Source organism: Paenibacillus sp. J23TS9 (assembly GCF_018403225.1).
Classification (GTDB): Bacteria; Bacillota; Bacilli; order Paenibacillales; family Paenibacillaceae; genus Paenibacillus_AQ.
Genome location: NZ_BOSG01000002.1, coordinates 454,659 through 473,960, shown reverse-complemented (window position 1 = coordinate 473,960; position 19,302 = coordinate 454,659). Strand labels below are relative to the sequence as shown.

15 protein-coding genes are annotated in these 19,302 nt (G+C 49.3%); 9 read left to right on the top strand and 6 right to left on the bottom strand.

The window, feature by feature from the left end:
• Nucleotides 1-13 precede the first annotated feature (13 nt).
• Nucleotides 14-1,123 carry a tetratricopeptide repeat-containing glycosyltransferase family 2 protein gene (locus KJS65_RS17680; RefSeq protein ID WP_213651191.1) on the bottom strand — a complete coding sequence of 370 codons (1,110 nt, stop codon included), beginning with the start codon at nt 1,121-1,123 and terminating at the stop codon, nt 14-16.
• A gap of 261 nt (nt 1,124-1,384) precedes the next feature.
• Here KJS65_RS17680 and KJS65_RS17675 point away from each other — a divergent pair, with 261 nt between their 5' ends.
• The 6 genes from KJS65_RS17675 to KJS65_RS17650 all read left to right on the top strand — a co-directional run bounded on the left by KJS65_RS17675 (nt 1,385) and on the right by KJS65_RS17650 (nt 10,052).
• On the top strand, nt 1,385-3,655 hold the full coding sequence (locus KJS65_RS17675; protein ID WP_213651190.1) for an exosporium glycoprotein BclB-related protein: 2,271 nt from the start codon (nt 1,385-1,387) through the stop codon (nt 3,653-3,655).
• Between the two features lie 257 nt (nt 3,656-3,912).
• Nucleotides 3,913-4,611 carry a class I SAM-dependent methyltransferase gene (locus KJS65_RS17670; RefSeq protein WP_213651189.1) on the top strand — a complete coding sequence of 233 codons (699 nt, stop codon included), beginning with the start codon at nt 3,913-3,915 and terminating at the stop codon, nt 4,609-4,611.
• 41 nt (nt 4,612-4,652) lie between these two features.
• On the top strand, nt 4,653-5,507 hold the full coding sequence (locus tag KJS65_RS17665) for a glycosyltransferase family 2 protein (RefSeq protein WP_213651188.1): 855 nt from the start codon (nt 4,653-4,655) through the stop codon (nt 5,505-5,507).
• A gap of 188 nt (nt 5,508-5,695) precedes the next feature.
• A complete protein-coding gene (locus tag KJS65_RS17660; RefSeq protein ID WP_136607830.1) occupies nt 5,696-5,920 on the top strand; it encodes a hypothetical protein in 225 nt (74 codons plus the stop codon).
• A gap of 198 nt (nt 5,921-6,118) precedes the next feature.
• The gene (locus KJS65_RS17655) at nt 6,119-9,487 is read left to right on the top strand and encodes a copper amine oxidase N-terminal domain-containing protein (RefSeq protein ID WP_213651187.1); all 3,369 of its coding nucleotides are present in this window, start codon (nt 6,119-6,121) and stop codon (nt 9,485-9,487) included.
• A 151-nt stretch (nt 9,488-9,638) separates the two neighbouring features.
• Nucleotides 9,639-10,052 (top strand): YugN family protein, encoded by a 414-nt coding sequence (locus KJS65_RS17650; RefSeq protein WP_213651186.1) that lies wholly within the window; start codon nt 9,639-9,641, stop codon nt 10,050-10,052.
• A gap of 68 nt (nt 10,053-10,120) precedes the next feature.
• Here the strand turns inward: KJS65_RS17650 and KJS65_RS17645 are convergent, their stop codons facing one another.
• Nucleotides 10,121-10,675: a GNAT family N-acetyltransferase gene (locus KJS65_RS17645; RefSeq protein WP_213651185.1), complete on the bottom strand. Its 555-nt coding sequence runs from the start codon at nt 10,673-10,675 to the stop codon at nt 10,121-10,123.
• Nucleotides 10,676-10,891: 216 nt separating this feature from the next.
• Between KJS65_RS17645 and KJS65_RS17640 the strand changes: the two genes are divergently transcribed.
• The 3 genes from KJS65_RS17640 (at nt 10,892) to KJS65_RS17630 (ending at nt 14,226) form a co-directional block, all read left to right on the top strand.
• Nucleotides 10,892-11,362, top strand: a complete 471-nt coding sequence (locus KJS65_RS17640) for a pyridoxamine 5'-phosphate oxidase family protein (protein WP_213651184.1) — start codon at nt 10,892-10,894, stop codon at nt 11,360-11,362.
• 112 nt (nt 11,363-11,474) lie between these two features.
• Nucleotides 11,475-12,680: a multidrug effflux MFS transporter gene (locus tag KJS65_RS17635; RefSeq protein ID WP_244864636.1), complete on the top strand. Its 1,206-nt coding sequence runs from the start codon at nt 11,475-11,477 to the stop codon at nt 12,678-12,680.
• Nucleotides 12,681-12,840: 160 nt separating this feature from the next.
• Nucleotides 12,841-14,226, top strand: coding sequence for an FAD-dependent oxidoreductase (locus KJS65_RS17630; RefSeq protein ID WP_213651182.1), 1,386 nt, complete (start codon nt 12,841-12,843; stop codon nt 14,224-14,226).
• Between the two features lie 110 nt (nt 14,227-14,336).
• On the opposite strand, the gene KJS65_RS17625 is transcribed toward KJS65_RS17630, so the two are convergent.
• The 4 genes from KJS65_RS17625 to KJS65_RS17610 form a co-directional block, all read right to left on the bottom strand.
• On the bottom strand, nt 14,337-15,662 hold the full coding sequence (locus tag KJS65_RS17625; protein WP_213651181.1) for a 6-phospho-beta-glucosidase: 1,326 nt from the start codon (nt 15,660-15,662) through the stop codon (nt 14,337-14,339).
• Between the two features lie 46 nt (nt 15,663-15,708).
• On the bottom strand, nt 15,709-16,701 hold the full coding sequence (locus KJS65_RS17620; protein ID WP_213651180.1) for an N-acetylglucosamine kinase: 993 nt from the start codon (nt 16,699-16,701) through the stop codon (nt 15,709-15,711).
• Between the two features lie 38 nt (nt 16,702-16,739).
• A complete protein-coding gene (locus KJS65_RS17615; protein ID WP_213651179.1) occupies nt 16,740-17,738 on the bottom strand; it encodes a LacI family DNA-binding transcriptional regulator in 999 nt (332 codons plus the stop codon).
• A gap of 131 nt (nt 17,739-17,869) precedes the next feature.
• Complete coding sequence (locus KJS65_RS17610) at nt 17,870-19,261, bottom strand: ABC transporter substrate-binding protein (RefSeq protein WP_213651178.1); 1,392 nt, start codon at nt 19,259-19,261, stop codon at nt 17,870-17,872.
• Nucleotides 19,262-19,302: the final 41 nt, after the last annotated feature.

Below are 19,302 nucleotides of genomic sequence, written 5' to 3'. Positions count from 1 at the left end.
TCCTTTGAAGAATTTAAACGCCGGAAACGGCTGTTGTGCCGGACTCATGAACAATTCCGAGCTTTTCCTCAAGATATGCCTTGTTGCTTATGACCGCGGAGTGTTCCGGCTGGAAATGCCTTGCAGCTTCATTATGCCGGTAAGCGAGTTCATGAAATCCGAGCCTGTCGTAGCAAACGCAAAGCTGCAGATGAGGCAGCCAGGTGGAGCAGCTTAAGTTTTGCATGCCCCAGCTGGTGTCGGGTGCAGGGTTCTCGACCGCTTGCTTATACCAGAATGCGGCTGTGCTGTAATCACTTTTTTGCATAAAGTAGTACCCCATGCGGCAGCAAAATTCAGGGCGGGGCGGTCCGTATTCAAATGACTTCAGGGTACAGGCAAGCTCCTTGGAACTGTCCCCCAGCTCATGATAGCAATCAGCAAGCTTGCCGCAGGCTGCAATATTGTCTTCGATCCATCCTTTTCCATCATCCAAAAACTTCTGATAATAGACAGCTGCCATTTCGAAATAACGGTGATCCTTTAGTTCATTGGCAAAATAGTAGACATCCCTTGGTGAGAAGATATCCCCTTTGGATTGTCTCTTCATATATATTTTCAGATTCCGGTCGCTGTCGCGGTCATCACCGCAATGAGTCACGGCAATATCACTGTCGATGATTTGTCCTCCGACTTCAAGGTATTCATGAACGGCTCCGATCCAGCGGAACTGATTGCTTCTTTTCACAAGACGGTTGCGCCGCAGACTGGATACCACGTTGGCATGCTCATCAAAAGCCAGATGATATTTCATGGTGACAGAATCGGTATCAGGCTTCAAATCGCTTTTGAGAGCAAGCAGTTTGGAAAGATCCTCTTCCATGAGAACATCATCCGCGTCGAGCCACAGAATATAATCCTGATCTGCTTGGCTGAAAGCATAATTGCGTGCGGCTGCGAAATCATCAATCCACTCGAAATCAAGAACATGGCGGGTGAACTTGCGGGCAATCTGTTTGGTGTTATCCGTGGAGCCGGTATCGACGATGATAATCTGGTCGACAGCTTTATGTACCGAAGAAAGACAGCGCTCCAGAGAGTTTTCTTCGTTTTTGACGATCATGCACAAGCTGATACTTATCATTTTTTTATCACTCCTTGGCAGGATAAATCTTTTAAATGAGAATAATTCCCAGAACCTAGTAAGTGGTACAAATATCATGAATACATTAGGTATTGGGTGCGAATTGGGCGTCTCGAACGATTTCAGTCATTCATTTGTATGACGTTAAATCGGAAAGCAGACCGCAGAAAGAGACCATGGCGTTCGGACAGCCTGATTTCACCGCATTAAAAACAAGGATACGGATCTATGCTGCAATGAATCACGAAGGAGGATAGAAGGATGAGTATTAATGAAAACGAAGATAGGAGAGAATTGGGGCCGGACGGAGACGAAACTGGCGTGATTCCCATTACCGCACAGCAGACGGAACAGTTAATCGGGCTTTTATCACGCTTGCTGCAGACGGTTCCGCCAGCCCTGCTCAGACAGGACACGGCATCGGTATCTGCCTTGAAGGATGTACTCAGGAGATTGCAGATTTTTGTCACTGACTCCGAATTCCCTGTCCGGGATAAGGCGCTCCTTCAGTCGGCACTTGAGCTTGCCATTACGATGTGCGAGGCGGTACCGGCTTCCGGGGTAGGACTGCTTATCAATTTGCAGGAAAATCTCGATGATTTGCTATCTACGGTATTATTGCTCAGAGTGAAGCCGGTTATTAAAGACACGATGGTCGAGCTGATCCGGCAAATCCAGCGTACAATTTCTGACATACTGCCTTCGGTTTCACTGGGAACATCCGGAACGCAGGGCCCTCCCGGATCTCAGGGACCAATCGGTCCGGCAGGACCTCAAGGGCCGCCGGGATTAAATGGTGCTCCAGGAACCGTTGGTAATACCGGTCCTGCCGGACCAGCTGGCGCCGCAGGCCCAACCGGAGCAGCGGGTCCGGCAGGACCGACAGGTGCTACAGGTGCTACAGGAGTGGGATTAAACGGAGTGGTTCCTTTTGATCCGGCTCAAAGTCCGGGTTATCCGCAGGGTCAAGTCGTCACTTATGAGGGCAGCACTTACTTAGCGAATGCAGCTTCTCCAGGAGGAGTCCCTGGAAGTTCGCCGGATTATACTCTGCTGGCAGCGGCCGGTACCGTAGGGGCAACAGGCACAACGGGAGCAGCCGGTCTGGCGGGACCTACAGGTGCAACAGGAGTGGGATTGAACGGAGTGGTTCCTTTTGATCCTGCCCAAATTCCGGGTTATCCGCAGGGTCAAGTCGTTACTTATAATGGCAGCACTTACTTAGCGAACGTAGCATCCCCAGGGGGAGTCCCTGGAAGTTCGCCGGATTATACCCTGCTGGCAGCGTCGGGTTCAACAGGATCTACTGGAGCAACCGGAGCTACCGGAGCAACGGGCACGACGGGTGCCACGGGAGCAACAGGAGCCACGGGAGCGACAGGCGTCACCGGAGCAACAGGTGCGACAGGCGATACGGGAGCTACCGGAGCAACGGGAGCAACAGGCGATACGGGAGCTACCGGAGCAACGGGAGCAACAGGCGATACAGGCGTCACCGGAGCAACAGGTGCGACAGGCGATACGGGAGCCACCGGAGCAACAGGTGCGACAGGCGATACGGGAGCCACCGGAGCAACGGGTGCGACAGGCGATACGGGAGCCACCGGAGCAACAGGTGCGACAGGCGATACGGGAGCAACCGGAGCAACAGGTGCGACAGGCGATACGGGAGCCACCGGAGCAACGGGTGCGACAGGTGATACGGGAGCAACCGGAGCAACGGGTGCGACAGGCGATACGGGAGCCACCGGAGCAACAGGTGCGACAGGCGATACAGGAGCCACCGGAGCAACGGGTGCGACAGGCGATACGGGAGCCACCGGAGCAACAGGTGCGACAGGCGATACGGGAGCCACCGGAGCAACAGGTGCGACAGGTGATACGGGAGCTACCGGAGCAACAGGTGCGACAGGCGATACGGGAGCCACCGGAGCAACGGGTGCGACAGGCGATACGGGAGCCACCGGAGCAACGGGTGCAACAGGCGCAACCGGAAGTACAGGAGCCACGGGGTCAGGGGCAGTCATTCCTTTTGCGTCCGGCCTGCCGGTAGCATTGACGACGATTGCAGGCGGATTGGCCGGTACTGTTGGACTTGTGGGCTTCGGTAACTCGGGTGCTACTGTGCTCGCTCTGGCCAACACCATCGATTTGACCGGCGCTGCAGGAACGCTGCTTAACTTTGCATTTTCCATGCCGCGTGCAGGTACAATTACTTCACTTGCCGCTTACTTCAGCACCACGGCAGCATTGAATCTTGTTGGATCGACCATTACGATTACGGCGCAGCTGTACAGCTCGCCTACGCCTGACAATACATTCACAGCCATACCAGGGGCTACAGTTACGCTAGCACCAGCCTTAACAGGTGTTCTTGCATTAGGCACCGTTGCATCAGGCATAACGACTGGCCTGAGTATTGCCGTTACTCCATCGACCCGTCTTCTGCTGGTATTTTCAGCAACAGCGGCCGGTTTAACGCTGTTGAACACAGCAGCTGGATACGCAAGCGGTGGTTTGACGATTACCTGATGCCTTAGTTTTATAGCGCTTAACTCCATAACACCTCTCCACGACCTGCACAATAAATCTGCAGGGGAGAGGTGTTCTATTATTAAGGAAGAGAACATAATGGCCTTGATTCCGCTTCCTTATAACGCATGAAATACATTCCCTCTGGCTTCAGTAGGCATACGCCAAATCCTATCTAATTCCCCGAGTCGCGTATGAACGATCTGTCAACGACATAAATTGGGGGATAGAGCATATTTAAGGTTAGGAGGATGAATATGCACCGCTTTTGGGAAAAGGCCATTAAACCAATTATGATCGCGGCACAACCGACAAACATCGTTGAAATTGGCTCACTGACAGGCCTGAACACATTTAAGCTTCTGGATTACTGTCAGCATGCCGAAGCCAGGTGCACGGTGATTGATCCGGCTCCGCAGTTCGATGTGGAACTCCTGAAGGATTATTACGGAGAAGCCTTTCATATGCTCCGGGAATTCAGTCTTCAGGCGCTCCCAAAGCTTGAATCCTATGACATGATCCTCATTGACGGGGACCACAACTGGTATACCGTTTACCATGAATTGAAGCAGGTCGAGAATATGGCCAAGTCGGCGGGAGCCTTTCCGGTAGTCCTGCTGCATGATACCGAATGGCCTTATGGACGGCGGGATATGTACTATTTTCCAGACAACATTCCGCCCGATTATCGGCAGCCTTACGCCAAACAGGGATTGGTACCCGGGAATCCCCGGCTCTTGCCTATAGGGGGCTTCAATTATGTGGTCAGCAACGCTGTACTTGAGCATGGTGAGCGCAATGGGGTCTTGACGGCCATCGAGGATTTCCTGCAGGAAACAGAGTTTGATTTAATATGGCACCAACTGCACTCAAGTAATGGTCTTGGAATCATTATGCCTGCAGAATCTCCGGCAGCCCGGGTACTGCCGTATATATTAAGTACGTCGGGTCTGTAAGCTGGCGTTTACGCCTTCCCGGCCAAAAAGGAGATGTACATATGCCATTAACCTCAGTAGTCATGCTTACCCGCAACGGTCTGGATATGACGCGGCGGTGTGTAGAGAGCGTACTTTCCCATACTACGGAGCCTCTGGAATGGATTGTGGTGGATAACGGCTCAACAGACGGCACGCTGGAATACTGGAGATCCATGGCGGGTGTGAAGCTGATTTTGAACGAGGAAAACAAGGGATTCGCCGCAGGCACCAACCAGGGGATGTTAGAAGCAACGGGTGATTATATCCTGCTTCTGAACAATGATACAGTAGTCACGCCGAACTGGCTTTCCGGGCTGTACGCCGCACTTTTACGTGATTCAAACATCGGCATCGTAGGGCCGGTTTCCAATAACGTCGCTCCTATTCAAAGGATCCCTGTGACTGAATGGCCAGCTTCGGAAAATTTGAATGCCTATGCCCTTCAGCGACAGCAGGATTTAGCCGGCTCCGGATTTTACTCGCACAAGCTGATCGGCTTTTGCATGCTTTTTCACCGGAGTCTGCTGGACCGGATCGGCGGTTTCGATGAGAGGTTTTTCCCCGGGAACTATGAGGATGATGACTTTTCCATTCGCACCCGTATTAGCGGCAAACGTCTATGGGTAGCCCAGGATATTTTCATACACCATGAAGGACAGGGCACCTTCACATCCAACCGCATGGATTACAAACGATCCTCCCTGGCCAGCGCAGAGAAATTTAGAGCCAAATGGAGCACCGGCCTTTCAGCATGTGAAATGGACTGCCGAGGGTATAACCCTTCAGATATTGTGGATCGGGAGCCCTTTTTTATACCTGAAAAGCATTTTATACCGCTCAAGAGCAGTCCTGTCCCATCGGGCAGTCATCAATAAATAAGGTATCGGGACCGACAAATCTCCTCTTTACCTGAGCGGATTTGCTTGGTCTTTTTTTGCGTTTTAGGGCGAACTATGCCGTAATTTAGCGTATTTTTCATTTTTGTGAGGCAATAGACAATATATACCATGTAAGTTATATTGGAACATATAACGTGCTGCGCATGGCAGGGAGGCAACAATCATTGGAGAAAAAAATAACGTTACTAATCAGCTTTATCATCGGATTTATGTTAATGCAGCTGTCATCAGAGGAGCCTTTGTCCCTCTTTAAGTCCTTTTTTGGATCCGTTACCAAAATTGAACCTTATCTCATCTACCTTCTGCAATTTATAGGCTTCATCCTGGTGATCTGGTCCATCATTCTAACCTTTAATGAGCTGATCAAGCTGCAAAAAAACAAATCATAAAAGCAAAAAGCACTGCCTACAAGGCGGTGCTTTTTTTTAATTGCACCTCGAAAAAGGTCTAAATCTGAAAAGGTTCGTCGAAGACGCCTTTTTAATGTATAGAACCTATATATTTTTTTAAAAATGGAAAACATTTCTGGCACTTCGCTCGTCAAATAAGTGTAGCTAATTATATAAGAAAGATAGAGGAGGAGAACCGTGAAAAAGCTTTGGGTTATGCTTGTGGCGGTACTGATGGTTGTTTCATTTTCTCTGCAGCCTGCGCAGGTGCAGGGAGCAGCCGCCCAAAAAATTAGTGTGTATGTGGACGGAGTCAAACTGAATCCGCTGCAGGCGCCCACCATGGTCAAAGGCAGAACGATGCTGCCAATGCGGGCGATTTTCGAAGCGTTTGATGCAAAGGTGTCGTGGAACCAGAAGACCAGTACGGTAACCGCAACCCGAGATGATATTACGATCGTACTCAAAATAGGAGCGCAGACGGCAACGGTCAACAATCAAAGGATCGCGCTGGATGTACCTGCTCAAAATCTGTCGGGAACCACGATGGTCCCGGTCCGCTTCGTGAGCGAAACGCTTGGCGCTGAAGTGAACTGGAATCAGGCCGCGCAGACCGTAAGTATCATGACCTCGGATACAACGGTTGGCTCCGTTTCTTACGTATCCGCACGTGTCGTAGGCAAAAACGGCGATGGTCGCGACCTGGAGGTAAGCTTTCCAAAAGTGCAGCGGGAATCGGATATCAGCGAATACCGTGTTATGGTAGTCAAGTCCTCTAATGCATATGGCTTTACACTGTCCCAGGCTCTTTCTACCGGATCTTACACATCGGTGCAGCCGTCCGGATATGATCCGCTCGTAACATTGTCGGCACAGTCGAAGGATGTGAACGGTGATGTGTTGAAGGCTAATCAATCATATAGCGTCTATGTACTCACAGTCGGCAAAAGAGGATCCAGTTCTTTATCCGGCGTATCACCAACGGTCACATTGACAACAGCTTCACCGGTGAGCTCGGTTTCCAGCGTAAAAGCGAGCGATATCAATGATTATGGCGACGGCCGGGATATTTCGGTCAGCTTTAACCAGCCTCAAAATACAAGCAACATTCAGAACTACCGTGTCATGGTCGTGAAGACCAAGGATGCAGGCAGCTTTGGTCTCAATTCTGCCAATGCGGTAGCAAGCTCTAACTATACGACAGTCAGCAAGTCGAGCAGTACGACAGTAACTTCAACATTAAATTCAACAACAAGAGATACTTCCGGTGAATATATTAAAAACGGCGTTTCCTATACCGTCTTTATCCTTTCTGTTGCTAACGGCAGCAATGCAACATCCCAGCTCTCCTCCGCATCATCCGCATTTACGCTGACTGCCAGCGCGATTGCGGCACCGGTTATTACCAAAGTAGAGGATGTCAGCAACTACGGGGACGGACGCGATCTGATGGTGCGGTTCAACAAATCATCCGATGAGTCCCGGATCGGTTCTTACCGTATTTTTGTGGTCAAGGACAGCAGAGCAAACAGCTTCAATCTGTCAGAAGCAAGCAGTGTGTCCAGTTCTTATTACACGGTGGTCAGCAAGACAGGGTACAATATTAATCAAACCTTGTCGAGTGGAGCCAGAGATGTGGATGGATCGCTGATCAACCCGGGTGTGGCCTATCGCGTCTTCGTCATGGCCGTAGGAACCGGAAGTTACTCGGGTAGCTATTCGCTCTCGTCATCTTCCTCTTCCATTGTGTTATACGGAAATACGGATGTATATGCACCGACGAACGTGAACGTTGCCGATGTCTCAGATTATGGGGATGGCCGTGATCTTCGTGTTTCGTTTACACGGGCGGCGGATGAAAGCAATCTGTACGGCTACCGGATTATGGTTGTGAAGGCTGCGGATGCTAATTATTTCGATTTGGCGCAAGCCAATGCCGTATCCAGCTCCAATTACACTTCCGTAAATAAAGCGGGAAATACCATTACCCAAACTCTTTCCTCGGGCGCAAGAGACGTGAATGGTCAATCCATCCGTAATAACGTCAGCTACCGGGTCTTTGTACTCGCTGTAGGTTCATACAGTACGAATGCATTGTCGAGCTACTCTTCAGCCATTACGCTGACCGGCAACACAAGTGTATATCCGGCTGCCAATGTAACGGCCAGAGATATCGACGATAATAATAACGGAAGCGATATGGAAGTTACGTTTACGCGTGCGAAAGAAGATTATAACATTAATGAATACAGAATCATGGTTGTCAAAGAGTCTGATTACCCTTATTTCGATCTGACCTCGGCCAATGCCGTGCCAAGCGGCAGCTATACCCGTATTACGGATGCCGGAAGCAAACAAAGCATCACCAAGACCCTCTCTTCCAGCGCGAAGGATATAAACGGCCAGGCGATCAAAAACAACGTTAAATACCGGGTGTTTGTGCTATCGGTAGGAGCAAACGGCTTCAACAATGCGCTATCATCCCCATCAACTGGCATTACTTTGTCGCAAAGCTATGCAGTGGGAGCAGCGAAGAATGTCAGTGCTCAGGATGTAGGAGACAATAATGATGGCCGCGATCTGCAGGTAACGTTTAACCGTGCTGACAACGATTCGGATATTCAGCATTACCGGGTTATGGTGGTGAAATCCTCGAAAGCAGGAAAATTTAATGAAACAGTTGCAAGCAATATAGGTGGTTCCAATTATACGGTCGTTGGCAAAAACAATAACAACAGCTATACAAGGACGCTGGACGCTGATTCCAGAGATACCGATGGAGATGCAATTACAAGTGATGTTTCCTATAAAGTGTATGTCCTTTCCGTTAGTAACCACGGTACGTATGCTCTCTCGGATGCTTCCGGTGATATTAAATTAGATACAACCGCACCTCTGGTAAGTAATTTGAGTGCAGTTGATGTTGATGATCAACATGATGCTAGAGACATTCAGGTATCTTTTGTAAAGGCAAAGGATGAAAGCAATATTCAAGAGTATAAAATATTTGTTGTAAAGGGAAGTATTGCGGGCAGCTTTGATCTTAAAGCAGCAAACAAGGCGAACAGCGCAGCACGTGCAGACACAGGCAGTAATTTCGATCAGGCGCTCCCCCAAAACGCAACGGATTCAGATGGAAGTAAAATCGTTGAAGATATGGATTATAAGGTATATGTCCTGTCTGTTGCCAAGTCCGGAACGAGCAGCCTGGCAAGTACGAAGACGGTCACTCTGAAAAACAACAGTGCCGGCGCACCTACGGACGTGAAGGCGTCATGGAATAAGGACGGGGCTCTTGAGGTTACTTTTACGAAAGCGGAAGGTCAGTCCTATTCCGTATTTCTCTCATCCAGCAAAATCTCGTTTGACGCCGTGGCCAAAAAAATAAAGACGTTAAGAACGGCTAGTAATGATGAAACTCCGATTACCTTCAACGCAGACGAAAAGGATTTTAATGGAGATAAAATCACACCGTCGAAAAATTACTACATTTACGTACTCGCAAATGGGGATAAAAAACAAGCCTTGTCTGCTTCGGTAGAAGTTAAAGCCGTCGCCGAGAAATAATTATGTGTCAAACCATCTAACTTTGCAGCAGCACAAAGAGCATCGGGCCCTATCGGTCCGGTGCTTTTTTTCTGTTCATGTCACCTTTTCGTATAAAGCGAACCATTCCCGTCCATCCTTAGATTAAAAACAGCAAGGTGGGCGAACTTAAATGATCAATCTGGAGTCAAGACTCGAAAATATCGAAGACCGCTTTGTAAATATCGATGGCTACTTATGCACGCATGATTTTACGCTAGCCGGGAACTGGGACTACAAACACGGCTATCTGGACAAACGGCTCGATCAGGAACGGATGGTATGGCTGCGGATTCCTTTCCACGTGACCAAGGGGAACCTGGATGGAGAATGCGGCGGATGCCATGCAACCGTCAAGCTGGGACGCCCGTTCGTATTCAAATATATCTACAACACGGGTACGGACAAGCATGCCACCCCGCATTTAATGGGTGCCCTATTCGACCAGTTTCAGCCACCGCTTGACGATGATGCGCCCCTGGATGAATTTTGGGTGGAGCATGCCAGAAAAGTGCTGAATGAAGTCGAACGGGGCTATTTGCATTAAGATTTGCCTGAAATACCAGCCTGGCCGGATACTTTCGGTCGGGCTGTTTCTGATGTACCCCTCAGCCGTTATATCAGATTTTTATAGTAGATAAGATTGTCCGTCCAATCGCCAAATTCGTAAATAAATCCTTTGCGGGTACACTCATATTCCAGTCCTGTGCTTTGTGCGAGTCGGATGGAGGCTTCATTATCAACATTAATGTGCGCCTCAATACGGTGGAATTTCAAATCATTGGAGGCAATGTCCAGCGCTTTAAGTACTGCCTCTTTACCATAACCATTGCGCCAATATTGATTATGAATCGTGTATCCAATACATCCCCATTGGAATTCATCTCTTATCAGTGTCATGAAGTCGATCATCCCCACATGTGACCCTTCATCCTTTAAAAATAGCCCGTAAGCATAAACTTTGTCATTCCGTGCTAGCTCTTGATGCTGTTGTATCAAACTCATATACCATTCCATGGAACATTCATTCATATCCCGGTTACCTTCATCATGTCTGTGCTGGGACGTTAGTCTATTGTTGTATCCAGTAAGCCAAGCTAAGTAATCTTCTACTTTTAAGGGTCTTATCCTAAGTCTCTCGGTTTCGTAAGAAGTATCGGAATATTTCAATAATGTTGCACCTCTTTAGAATGGATTTTACATATTTTTCAATAATCTGAGTCTAGCATATGTAGTATTTGAAAGAAAATAAGTTCAGGCGTTGATTGCCATCTGGGGGGAGATCATCCAGCAAACACCGCCATATGAAAAATTTTAGGGTTCTTTTTCAAGCGTGAAATGAGCTACAATAGAATGAAAATACAAGAGGAGGAGGGACTCGATTCTATGGAACAGTCGCCAAGCCAGGAGCTTTCCGCGGAACTATATGAGCTGCTGAACGGTAAGGACCTCGAGACCAAACAGCATGAAGCCTTGATGCTGATGACCGTCACGGAAGAAGAATGGCCACATACGGCCATGATCAGTGCAGGTGAAATAATTGCTTTGGACTCCAAGCGGGTGAGATTGGCCATGTGGTCCGGTACGACAACCACGCGTAACCTGATTCGTACGGAAAAGGCGACTCTGGCGTTTGTTTACGCTGGAGCAGCGCATTATATCAAGCTTTCGCTGAAACGGTTGCCGGTTCTGCCTGCAGCCAAACATCCGCGCGAACGGTTCGAGGCAGATATTGTGGCTGTCAGATCAGATGTGGCGCAATATGCCAATATTACCACCGGGATTCAGATTGATCTGAAGGAAGAGGAGTCCGTCCTCCGGCGGTGGCATGAAACATTGGCAGAACTCATGCTGTAATGGTTATAAGGGGGAACACTTACTCGTTATGAATAAACAAACGCAAGGTATCCAAAGCAGGGACGGGGTTCAGGAAGAGCAGCCTGTACGGCCCAGCACAAGCCGGCTTTGGATGATTATCGTTCTTGGGGCGCTATCTGCCTTCGGTCCATTTTCGCTGGATATGTATTTGCCTGCGCTGCCAAGCCTCGCGGATACGATGCATACGACAACCTCGCTGACACAGCTCAGCCTGACTTCCTGTTTGATTGGACTTTCGGTGGGCCAATTGCTCGCTGGGCCGTTCAGTGATGTTCGCGGACGGCGCATTCCACTGCTGATCGGCATGGTGGTTTACGGCGTTTCATCTTTATTATGCGCATTTAGCACATCGATTGAGATGCTGATACTTTTGCGTTTTATTCAAGGGATTGCAGGGTCCGCTGGGATCGTCATCTCGCGCGCGATTGTCAGAGATATGTATTCCGGCTCGGAGCTGACCAAGTTTTTCTCTATGCTGATGCTGGTAAATGGTGCAGCACCAATTTTGTCTCCGATTGTGGGCGGTCAGCTGCTGCAAGTGACATCCTGGCGCGGCGTCTTTATCGTGCTTGCGGCGATTGGCATCGTAATGCTTTTATCGGTACTTTTTGGATTACCCGAGACGCTTAAACCAGATAAACGCTCCAGCGGCGGCATGAAGAACACGCTCAAGACATTTGGTGTACTGCTGAAAGATCGTAAATTTATGGGCCTTGCATTAAGCTCGGGATTTATTTCTGCAGCGATGTTTGCCTATATTTCGGGATCGCCGTTTGTGCTTCAAAAAATTTACGGGGTGAGCCCGCAAATGTTCAGTCTGATTTTCGCTATGAACGGGCTTGGCATTATTATTGCTGGACAGATCACAGGTCGACTGGCCGGACGGGTCAACGAAAAGAAACTGCTGGTGACAGGTATTACCCTGGCAACGATCGGAGGCCTGTCTCTCCTAATTCTGCTGACAGCCAAAGCGCCGCTTGCAGCAATCCTGCCACCGCTCTTTATTGTTGTCTCCTGCGTTGGTATTGTGGGTACCGCGGGCTCCTCGCTGGCTTTGCAGAATTATGGGCATGCGGCAGGCAGCGCATCGGCACTGCTCGGACTTTTATCATACATTTTCGGCGGCATTGTCAGTCCTCTAGTCGGCATCGGCGGCAGCACATCAGCGCTTCCGATGGGCATCGTGATCGCTGGTGCGGACGTATTTTCCGTGCTTTGCTATCTGCTGCTGGTCCGCAGTGCCAGAAGCAGAGTGCTGACGACAGAAGTTTCTGGCATTCACAACAAGAGCAGTTAACAGGAAAATAGAGAAGTAAACATGGCCGGAAAATATATTTCCTTAAATTAGAAGTGTAACTTTTATAGTTACACTTCTTTTTGTTTGGGTAATTGATATCAATGGACATCCTGATGGGAAAGTGGATTTTTGGAAAAGCTACGGGAAAGGAGAGAATGAGATGAATAACAATTATGACGCCATTATTATTGGCTTTGGCAAGGGTGGAAAAACACTGGCGGTTGAGATGGAGGGACAAGGGTGGAAGGTTGCGATGATCGAGCAGTCCGATAAAATGTACGGAGGAACCTGCATTAACATCGCATGTATTCCATCCAAATCGCTTGCGTATCAGTCCAAGTATGCAGCCTTCATGAATCCAAACTCCTTTGAGGATCAGAATGCTTACTATACACAAGCCATTTCAGAGAAGAACGAACTGGTATCCTTTTTACGATCTAAAAACTATCACAATCTGAGCGATAAAGAAGGAATCACTGTTTTTACAGGCAAAGCAAGCTTTGTCTCCTCACATGAAATAAAGGTGGCAATGAAGGAGGAAACCGTTCTGCTTACCGCGGCGCGGATTTTTATTAATACAGGAGCAACTCCGATGGTTCCGAGTATTCAGGGAATCCATGCAAGCAAATACGTATATAACAGCACGACGTTGATGGATAAAACGGATCTTCCCAAACGTCTTGTCATCATCGGCGGAGGATATATCGGCCTGGAATTTGCATCGATGTATGCTAATTACGGATCAGACGTGACTGTGCTCGATGGGGCAGAGGCATTTTTGAAGCGTGAAGACCGCGATATTGCCAAAGAGGTCCTAAAAACGCTTGAGGGTAAGGGGATACGGTATATATCCGGTGCACAAGTTCAATCTGTCCAAGATAAGCAACCGGATGGCGCACAGGTTATTTACTCACGTAGTGGTGCGGATCAACCTGAATCGTTAGAGGCGGATGCAATTCTGCTGGCGACAGGCAGAAGGCCAAATACGGAAGAATTGAATCTGGCTCATGCAGGCATTGCGGTTAATGAAAAGGGAGCCATTCAAGTGGATGAATATCTGAAGACGAACATTCCTCATATTTGGGCAATTGGTGATGTGAAGGGCGGGCCACAGTTTACTTATGTTTCGTTGGATGATTATCGAATCATAAAGGATCAACTATTTGGCGCTGGGCAACGCTCCACGAAGGACCGGGTGAATATTCCTTACTCGGTATTTATCGATCCTCCATTATCGCGGGTAGGTTTGTCAGAGGATGAGGCAAGGGAACAGGGATATGAGATTAAGATAGCGAAAATGCCTGTCGCAGCCAGTCCCCGAGCCAGATTAATGAAAGAGACACAAGGCGTTTTAAAGGCAGTCATCGATGCCAAGACGGATCAGATTTTGGGATGTACGCTCTTTTGCACAGAATCAAGCGAAATCATTAATATCGTTCAAATATTCATGCAAACCGGGCAAAAATATACATTCCTGAGAGACCAAATCTTCACGCACCCTACGATGAGTGAAGTATTTAATGATTTGTTCGGACAACTGAAGTAGAGATATTCTGCACAATGATTCCGAGGGAAAGCACAAAACAACAACCGCCCTGCTCCGGTTCATCCTGGGCAGGGCGGTTTCATTCAGGAAATCATATATAATTCCGTCATTTATGCATTAGCTGTCGTTTCTTTAAAGAACTGCGGCAAATATTCCTTGTTCGCTTCCAGCATTTCATCCAGCATCCGGATCGCCACTTCCACGGACGGAACCAGTGGATGATGGGCCAATGCCTGGATTGCCAGACCGCGATCACCGGTTACAGCGGCATCAATGGCGAGACGCTCATAGGTTTTAACCGCATGGATCAGACCTACAGCCATCGGAGGGACCTTGGTCAATGGAAGCGGCAGCGGGCCGGTTTTGGTGACTACACAGTTGACTTCAATGCTCGCATCATCCGGCAGGAAGTCAATAATGCCTTGGTTGGCGACGTTCAGGGTTTGGATGTCATTCGAACCATTGTACAGTGAGCGCATCAGATTCACGGCTGCTTCAGAATAGAAGGCTCCGCCGCGTTGTTCCAGCTGCTTTGGCTTATCCTTCAGTTCCGGATCGTTATACAGCTCGAACAGCTCTTCCTCAACACGCTTCACCACTTCCGCGCGATTGCCGCCTTTTTGGAAGGATTCCAGCTGCTCTTCGAGCATGGCATCGGTCATATAGAAGTATTTCAGGTAGTAGGAGGGAAGAGCGTGCAGGGACTGAAGGAATTCCGGATTCCATTCCCGTGCAGGCACGTTCTTCGCGCTGTAGCCAGCGGTATCAGCGAGCATTTCATCCAGCTTGTCTTCACCATTCACATCAATGCGTGTAATCCAGTGCAGATGGTTCAGGCCAACGAATTCAGCATAAATGCGGTCCGCTTCTACATCGTATTTGGCTGATGTTTGTTTAATCAAGCCGATGGGCGCATTGCAAAGGCCGATGCTTTTTACATTGGAATATTTCAGGATGGCTTCCGTAACCATGCCCGCAGGATTCGTGAAGTTCAGCAGCCAGGCGTTTGGGGCAAGCTCTTCAATATCGCGGCAGATGTCGAGCAGGACCGGGATCGTCCGAAGTGCTTTCATCATGCCCCCGGGACCGGTGGTTTCCTGGCCGATCACACCATATTTCAGAGGAATGGATTCGTCGCGGCCGCGCGCATCCAGCATACCTACCCGCATTTGGGTGCTGACAAAGTCTGCATCTTTAATCGCCTCGCGGCGATCCAAGGTCAGATGGACTTCAATGGGAAGACCGGATTTCTCGACCATACGCTTGGCCAAGTTGCCGACAATATTCAATTTGCGCTGCCCTGGCTCAATATCCACCAGCCACAGCTCACGTACCGGGAGCTCGGCATAGTGAAGGATGAATCCCTCAACGAGTTCCGGAGTATAGGAAGATCCGCCGCCGATTACTGCTATTTTGAGTCCTTGTTCATTTGTCATTTCTGCACGCTCCAGTCTTGAAAGAATTGAATTTATATATATGGGATTATCTTGTTGTTTGTTTAATATGTTCAAAGTCACGGAAGGTCCGCATTTTGTCATACACTTCCCGGCTTATTGAATGTCCGTCTGCTTCCATGGCTGACCATACGGCGCCGACAACCGGCTCTGTAGACAGCGTGACGACGGCTGCATTCGGAGCGGCTGCAGCAACTGCCTGTTCAACCTTGCTTCGGATCCAGCCGCGGTCTCCCCGTGTTAGCAGACTTCCTGCCAGCACGACGTCGAACGTATCCTTCTCCATGCCAAGCCTATGGATAACTGCCACCGCTGATTTGCCGAGCTCTACACCTTGACGGGTCAGAATCTCAAGGGCTACGGTATCATTTTCCGCCGCCGCTTCAAACAGCAGCTTCGCCGCATGTACGGGCACATGCTTCCCGTGATCCTGAAAGTCTTCAAACATATCGCTGACGTTGTCATATCCGAGGAAGGTAAGCAGAAGCGGCGTCAGTAGCGTCGTTTGCTCACGGCCATCCCATGAGCGGATGACGGAGCGGAACACCTCAATATTGAGGGAACCGCCTCCGCCAAAATCACCGTACATGTAATCAAATCCGCCTACCTGGACATGCTCCCCCGCAGGATTTCGTCCAGCGGAGTTGGTTCCTGTTCCGCAGATCAGAGCGACACCATAAGGGTGGTTGGTGCCTGCACGCAGGCCAATCATCGTATCGCAATTGATCGAATAATTCTGGGTGAAACCGATTCTCTGGACCAAAGGATGCAGGATACGGTAATCTGCTTCCCGATCTGCGCCAGCCAGCCCGAAATAGGTATGCGAGATGTCATGAACCCGCAGGCCTGCTTCGTTCAGCGCGCCTTCCGCAGCTTCCCGGATGCTTTGCTCAGCCATGGAACGGTCAATCTGGTGATTGCCGTTGCCACTTACGCCTTTGCCAAGCACGTTGCCTCGGTCGTCGGTCAGCAGGGCGTATGTTTTTGTTCCTCCCCCATCGATTCCCAAGTAGTAAGTCAATGGTCGTCACTCCTATATATACGGATATATTTTTTAAGTTATCCTTCTGTTTTCGGTACAGTAGACTCTCTTACGATGAGTTCAGGGTCAATCCGCACATTTGCCCCGCGTTTCATCGTACCGTCCATCCGTTTGAGCAGCATATCCGCAGCGGCAAGGCCAATCCGGTCAGCAGGCTGACGGACCGTTGTCAGATGCGGGCGCAGCTTCGAGGAGATGTGCTGATCGTCATAGCCCACGATGGCTACCTGATCAGGCACGCGGATTCCAGCTTCCATCAGAGCGTTCGCAACACCAAGCGCAATATTGTCATCGCCTGCAAATACAGCGGAAGGAAGACGGCCTTCACGCAGCCATTTCCGGCAGATATCATATCCAAAATCGATTTCAAATTCGCCTGTCACCATCTCAAACGGAGCGAGGTTCTTTTCCTCCAGTGCCTGAAGGAAGCCGCTGCGGCGTTCCCGTGTACTGCGGAACATGTTATGCCCGCTCAGATGAGCAATGGAGGTATGGCCTTGATCCAGCAAATGCTTTGTTGCGGCATAGCCGCCTTTATAGTTGTCAATGGTTACAGAGAAAGCGTCATTTTCCGGTTTCTGGTTATCGATCAGGACATAAGGGATATTACGCCGCTTCAATTCCACGATGTAGTTGTCCTCTTCCATCGGTGAGAGCAGGATGAGGCCATCCACACGGTCCTCCTGGATCAGATAATGGGCTTCATCGGATCCAATACCGGTAGAGACCGATACAGCGAGAAAATAGCCATGGAGTGCAAGCACCTCATTCAGCTCCTTGACGACAGCGTCAAAAAAGGAGTCCTGCAGGGTGGTTACAATCAAACCGACGATCCCGGTTTTGCCGCGAGCCAAACTGCGGGCAGCCGCGTTGGGACGGTAATCGAGCTCCTTGATGGCATCCAGCACCTTTTGTCTGTTTTTCTCGCGCACCGATTCGGCGCCGTTTAATACCCGTGATACTGTCACGACGGACAGTCCTGATTTTTTTGCTACATCAAATATACTAACCTTCATCGTTTATTCTCCTTGCGGCAGATTTTCCGTACGTTTACATCAACTTAACACTAGTATACATGTACGGAGGGCTGGCCGCGAAGCTAATTTAAGACATGCACCGCCCCTTTCGGGACGGTACATGATCAGCATTAACGTTTGATAATTTCCATGACCTTCTTCTGAATGGTCGGCATGACTTCTTCGACGGTTTTATGTCCGGTATCTATCGGCTGCATTTCGTTAATAAACATGTCATTGATTTGCGAATAGTTGGTAATCAGATGGTTATAGGATTCAAAGCCGTATTTCACAGCGCCTTCGTAAACCTTTTTCACATCATCAGGATCAATGCCTTCAAAATGCTTGTAGTAAGCCTCGGCTGCCTTCGTGTTGACTGGAGGGTTACCGCCGCTCAGATCAATCGATTTTTCCTGTACTTCGTCACTGACGAGGTATTTAATCCATTCAAAAGCTTCCTTCGGATGCTTGGAGCCTTTCAGGATCAGCAGCGGATCGACGAACAGCACGCTGCGGACCTTATCATTGCCGCCGGCTGGAACTGCAGCTACACCGACTTTGAACGGGAAGTCATTGGAGCCCGCGAGGCTCCAGGAACCGCTGACCGTCATGCCGAGCTTGCCGGTTACGAAGGCATCGCCGTTTTGTCCGGCTACGCTCTTGCTCCATTCCGTTGTCGGGGAAACCTTATCTTTTAAGATCAGATTGAACAGCTTGTTATACGTTGCCATCACGTCCGGAGAATCGAAGTGGGTCTCGGACGGTACGCCGCCGTTGGTCCAGGTATCCTGTGAGTACGGCTCAACACCGAAATAAAGTGGGCGCATATCGCGCTCGGACCATGTGAAGTCAACGCCATACTGCGTTTTGGCAATATCTTCGGATACATGCGTCATTTTTTTCGCGTCTTCAACCATTTTGTCAAACGTCCAGCTCTTGTCCTCGTAATCACTTGGAGGATAAGGGACATTGGCAGCATCGAACATGTCTTTGTTGTAGAGCATCAGCGTGACATACATATTGACCGGAACGCCGTACACATGATCTTTTACCGTGTAAATTTTCATCAGATCATCCGGAATGCTGTAGTCGGATGCTTTGAATCCGTCTTCCTTAATAATGTCGTTCATGTCGAGCAGCATATCTTTGTTGTAATATTCCGCAAAACCGCCATAACCGTAGTGGCTTGTTACGTCAGGTGATTTGCCGCCGGCAATCAGCGTTTGCAGCTTGCTGTCGAACTGCTCGTAAGGCGCCTTTTCCACTTTGACCTTAATGTTCGGATGCTTGGCTTCAAAATCCGGAATCAGCTTTTCGATAAAGGTACGGTCTTCGGAATCGATGGTGTAGTGCGTAATGGTTACTTGCTCGCCGGATTTACCGGATTTGCCGGTATCGCTATCGCCTGCAGGAGCCACGTCACCTGCTGATTTGCCGCCGCTGCAGCCGGATAATGCCAGGACAACCAGCATGCTGGTCGCAAGCAGAAGTGCAAAAGTCTTTTTCATCCTTTTCCTTTTCATGAACGATATCCCCCATATATTCAAGTTTTTTTGCCGCCGCT

Coding starts and splice junctions, on each gene's coding strand:
- KJS65_RS17630 (WP_213651182.1), top strand. CDS start 12,841: ATGAATAACAATTATGACGCCATTATTATTGGCTTTGGCAAGGGTGGA.
- KJS65_RS17610 (WP_213651178.1), bottom strand. CDS start 19,261: ATGAAAAGGAAAAGGATGAAAAAGACTTTTGCACTTCTGCTTGCGACC.
- KJS65_RS17675 (WP_213651190.1), top strand. CDS start 1,385: ATGAGTATTAATGAAAACGAAGATAGGAGAGAATTGGGGCCGGACGGA.
- KJS65_RS17640 (WP_213651184.1), top strand. CDS start 10,892: ATGGAACAGTCGCCAAGCCAGGAGCTTTCCGCGGAACTATATGAGCTG.
- KJS65_RS17680 (WP_213651191.1), bottom strand. CDS start 1,123: ATGATAAGTATCAGCTTGTGCATGATCGTCAAAAACGAAGAAAACTCT.
- KJS65_RS17665 (WP_213651188.1), top strand. CDS start 4,653: ATGCCATTAACCTCAGTAGTCATGCTTACCCGCAACGGTCTGGATATG.
- KJS65_RS17625 (WP_213651181.1), bottom strand. CDS start 15,662: ATGACAAATGAACAAGGACTCAAAATAGCAGTAATCGGCGGCGGATCT.
- KJS65_RS17670 (WP_213651189.1), top strand. CDS start 3,913: ATGCACCGCTTTTGGGAAAAGGCCATTAAACCAATTATGATCGCGGCA.
- KJS65_RS17635 (WP_244864636.1), top strand. CDS start 11,475: ATGATTATCGTTCTTGGGGCGCTATCTGCCTTCGGTCCATTTTCGCTG.
- KJS65_RS17615 (WP_213651179.1), bottom strand. CDS start 17,738: ATGAAGGTTAGTATATTTGATGTAGCAAAAAAATCAGGACTGTCCGTC.
- KJS65_RS17650 (WP_213651186.1), top strand. CDS start 9,639: ATGATCAATCTGGAGTCAAGACTCGAAAATATCGAAGACCGCTTTGTA.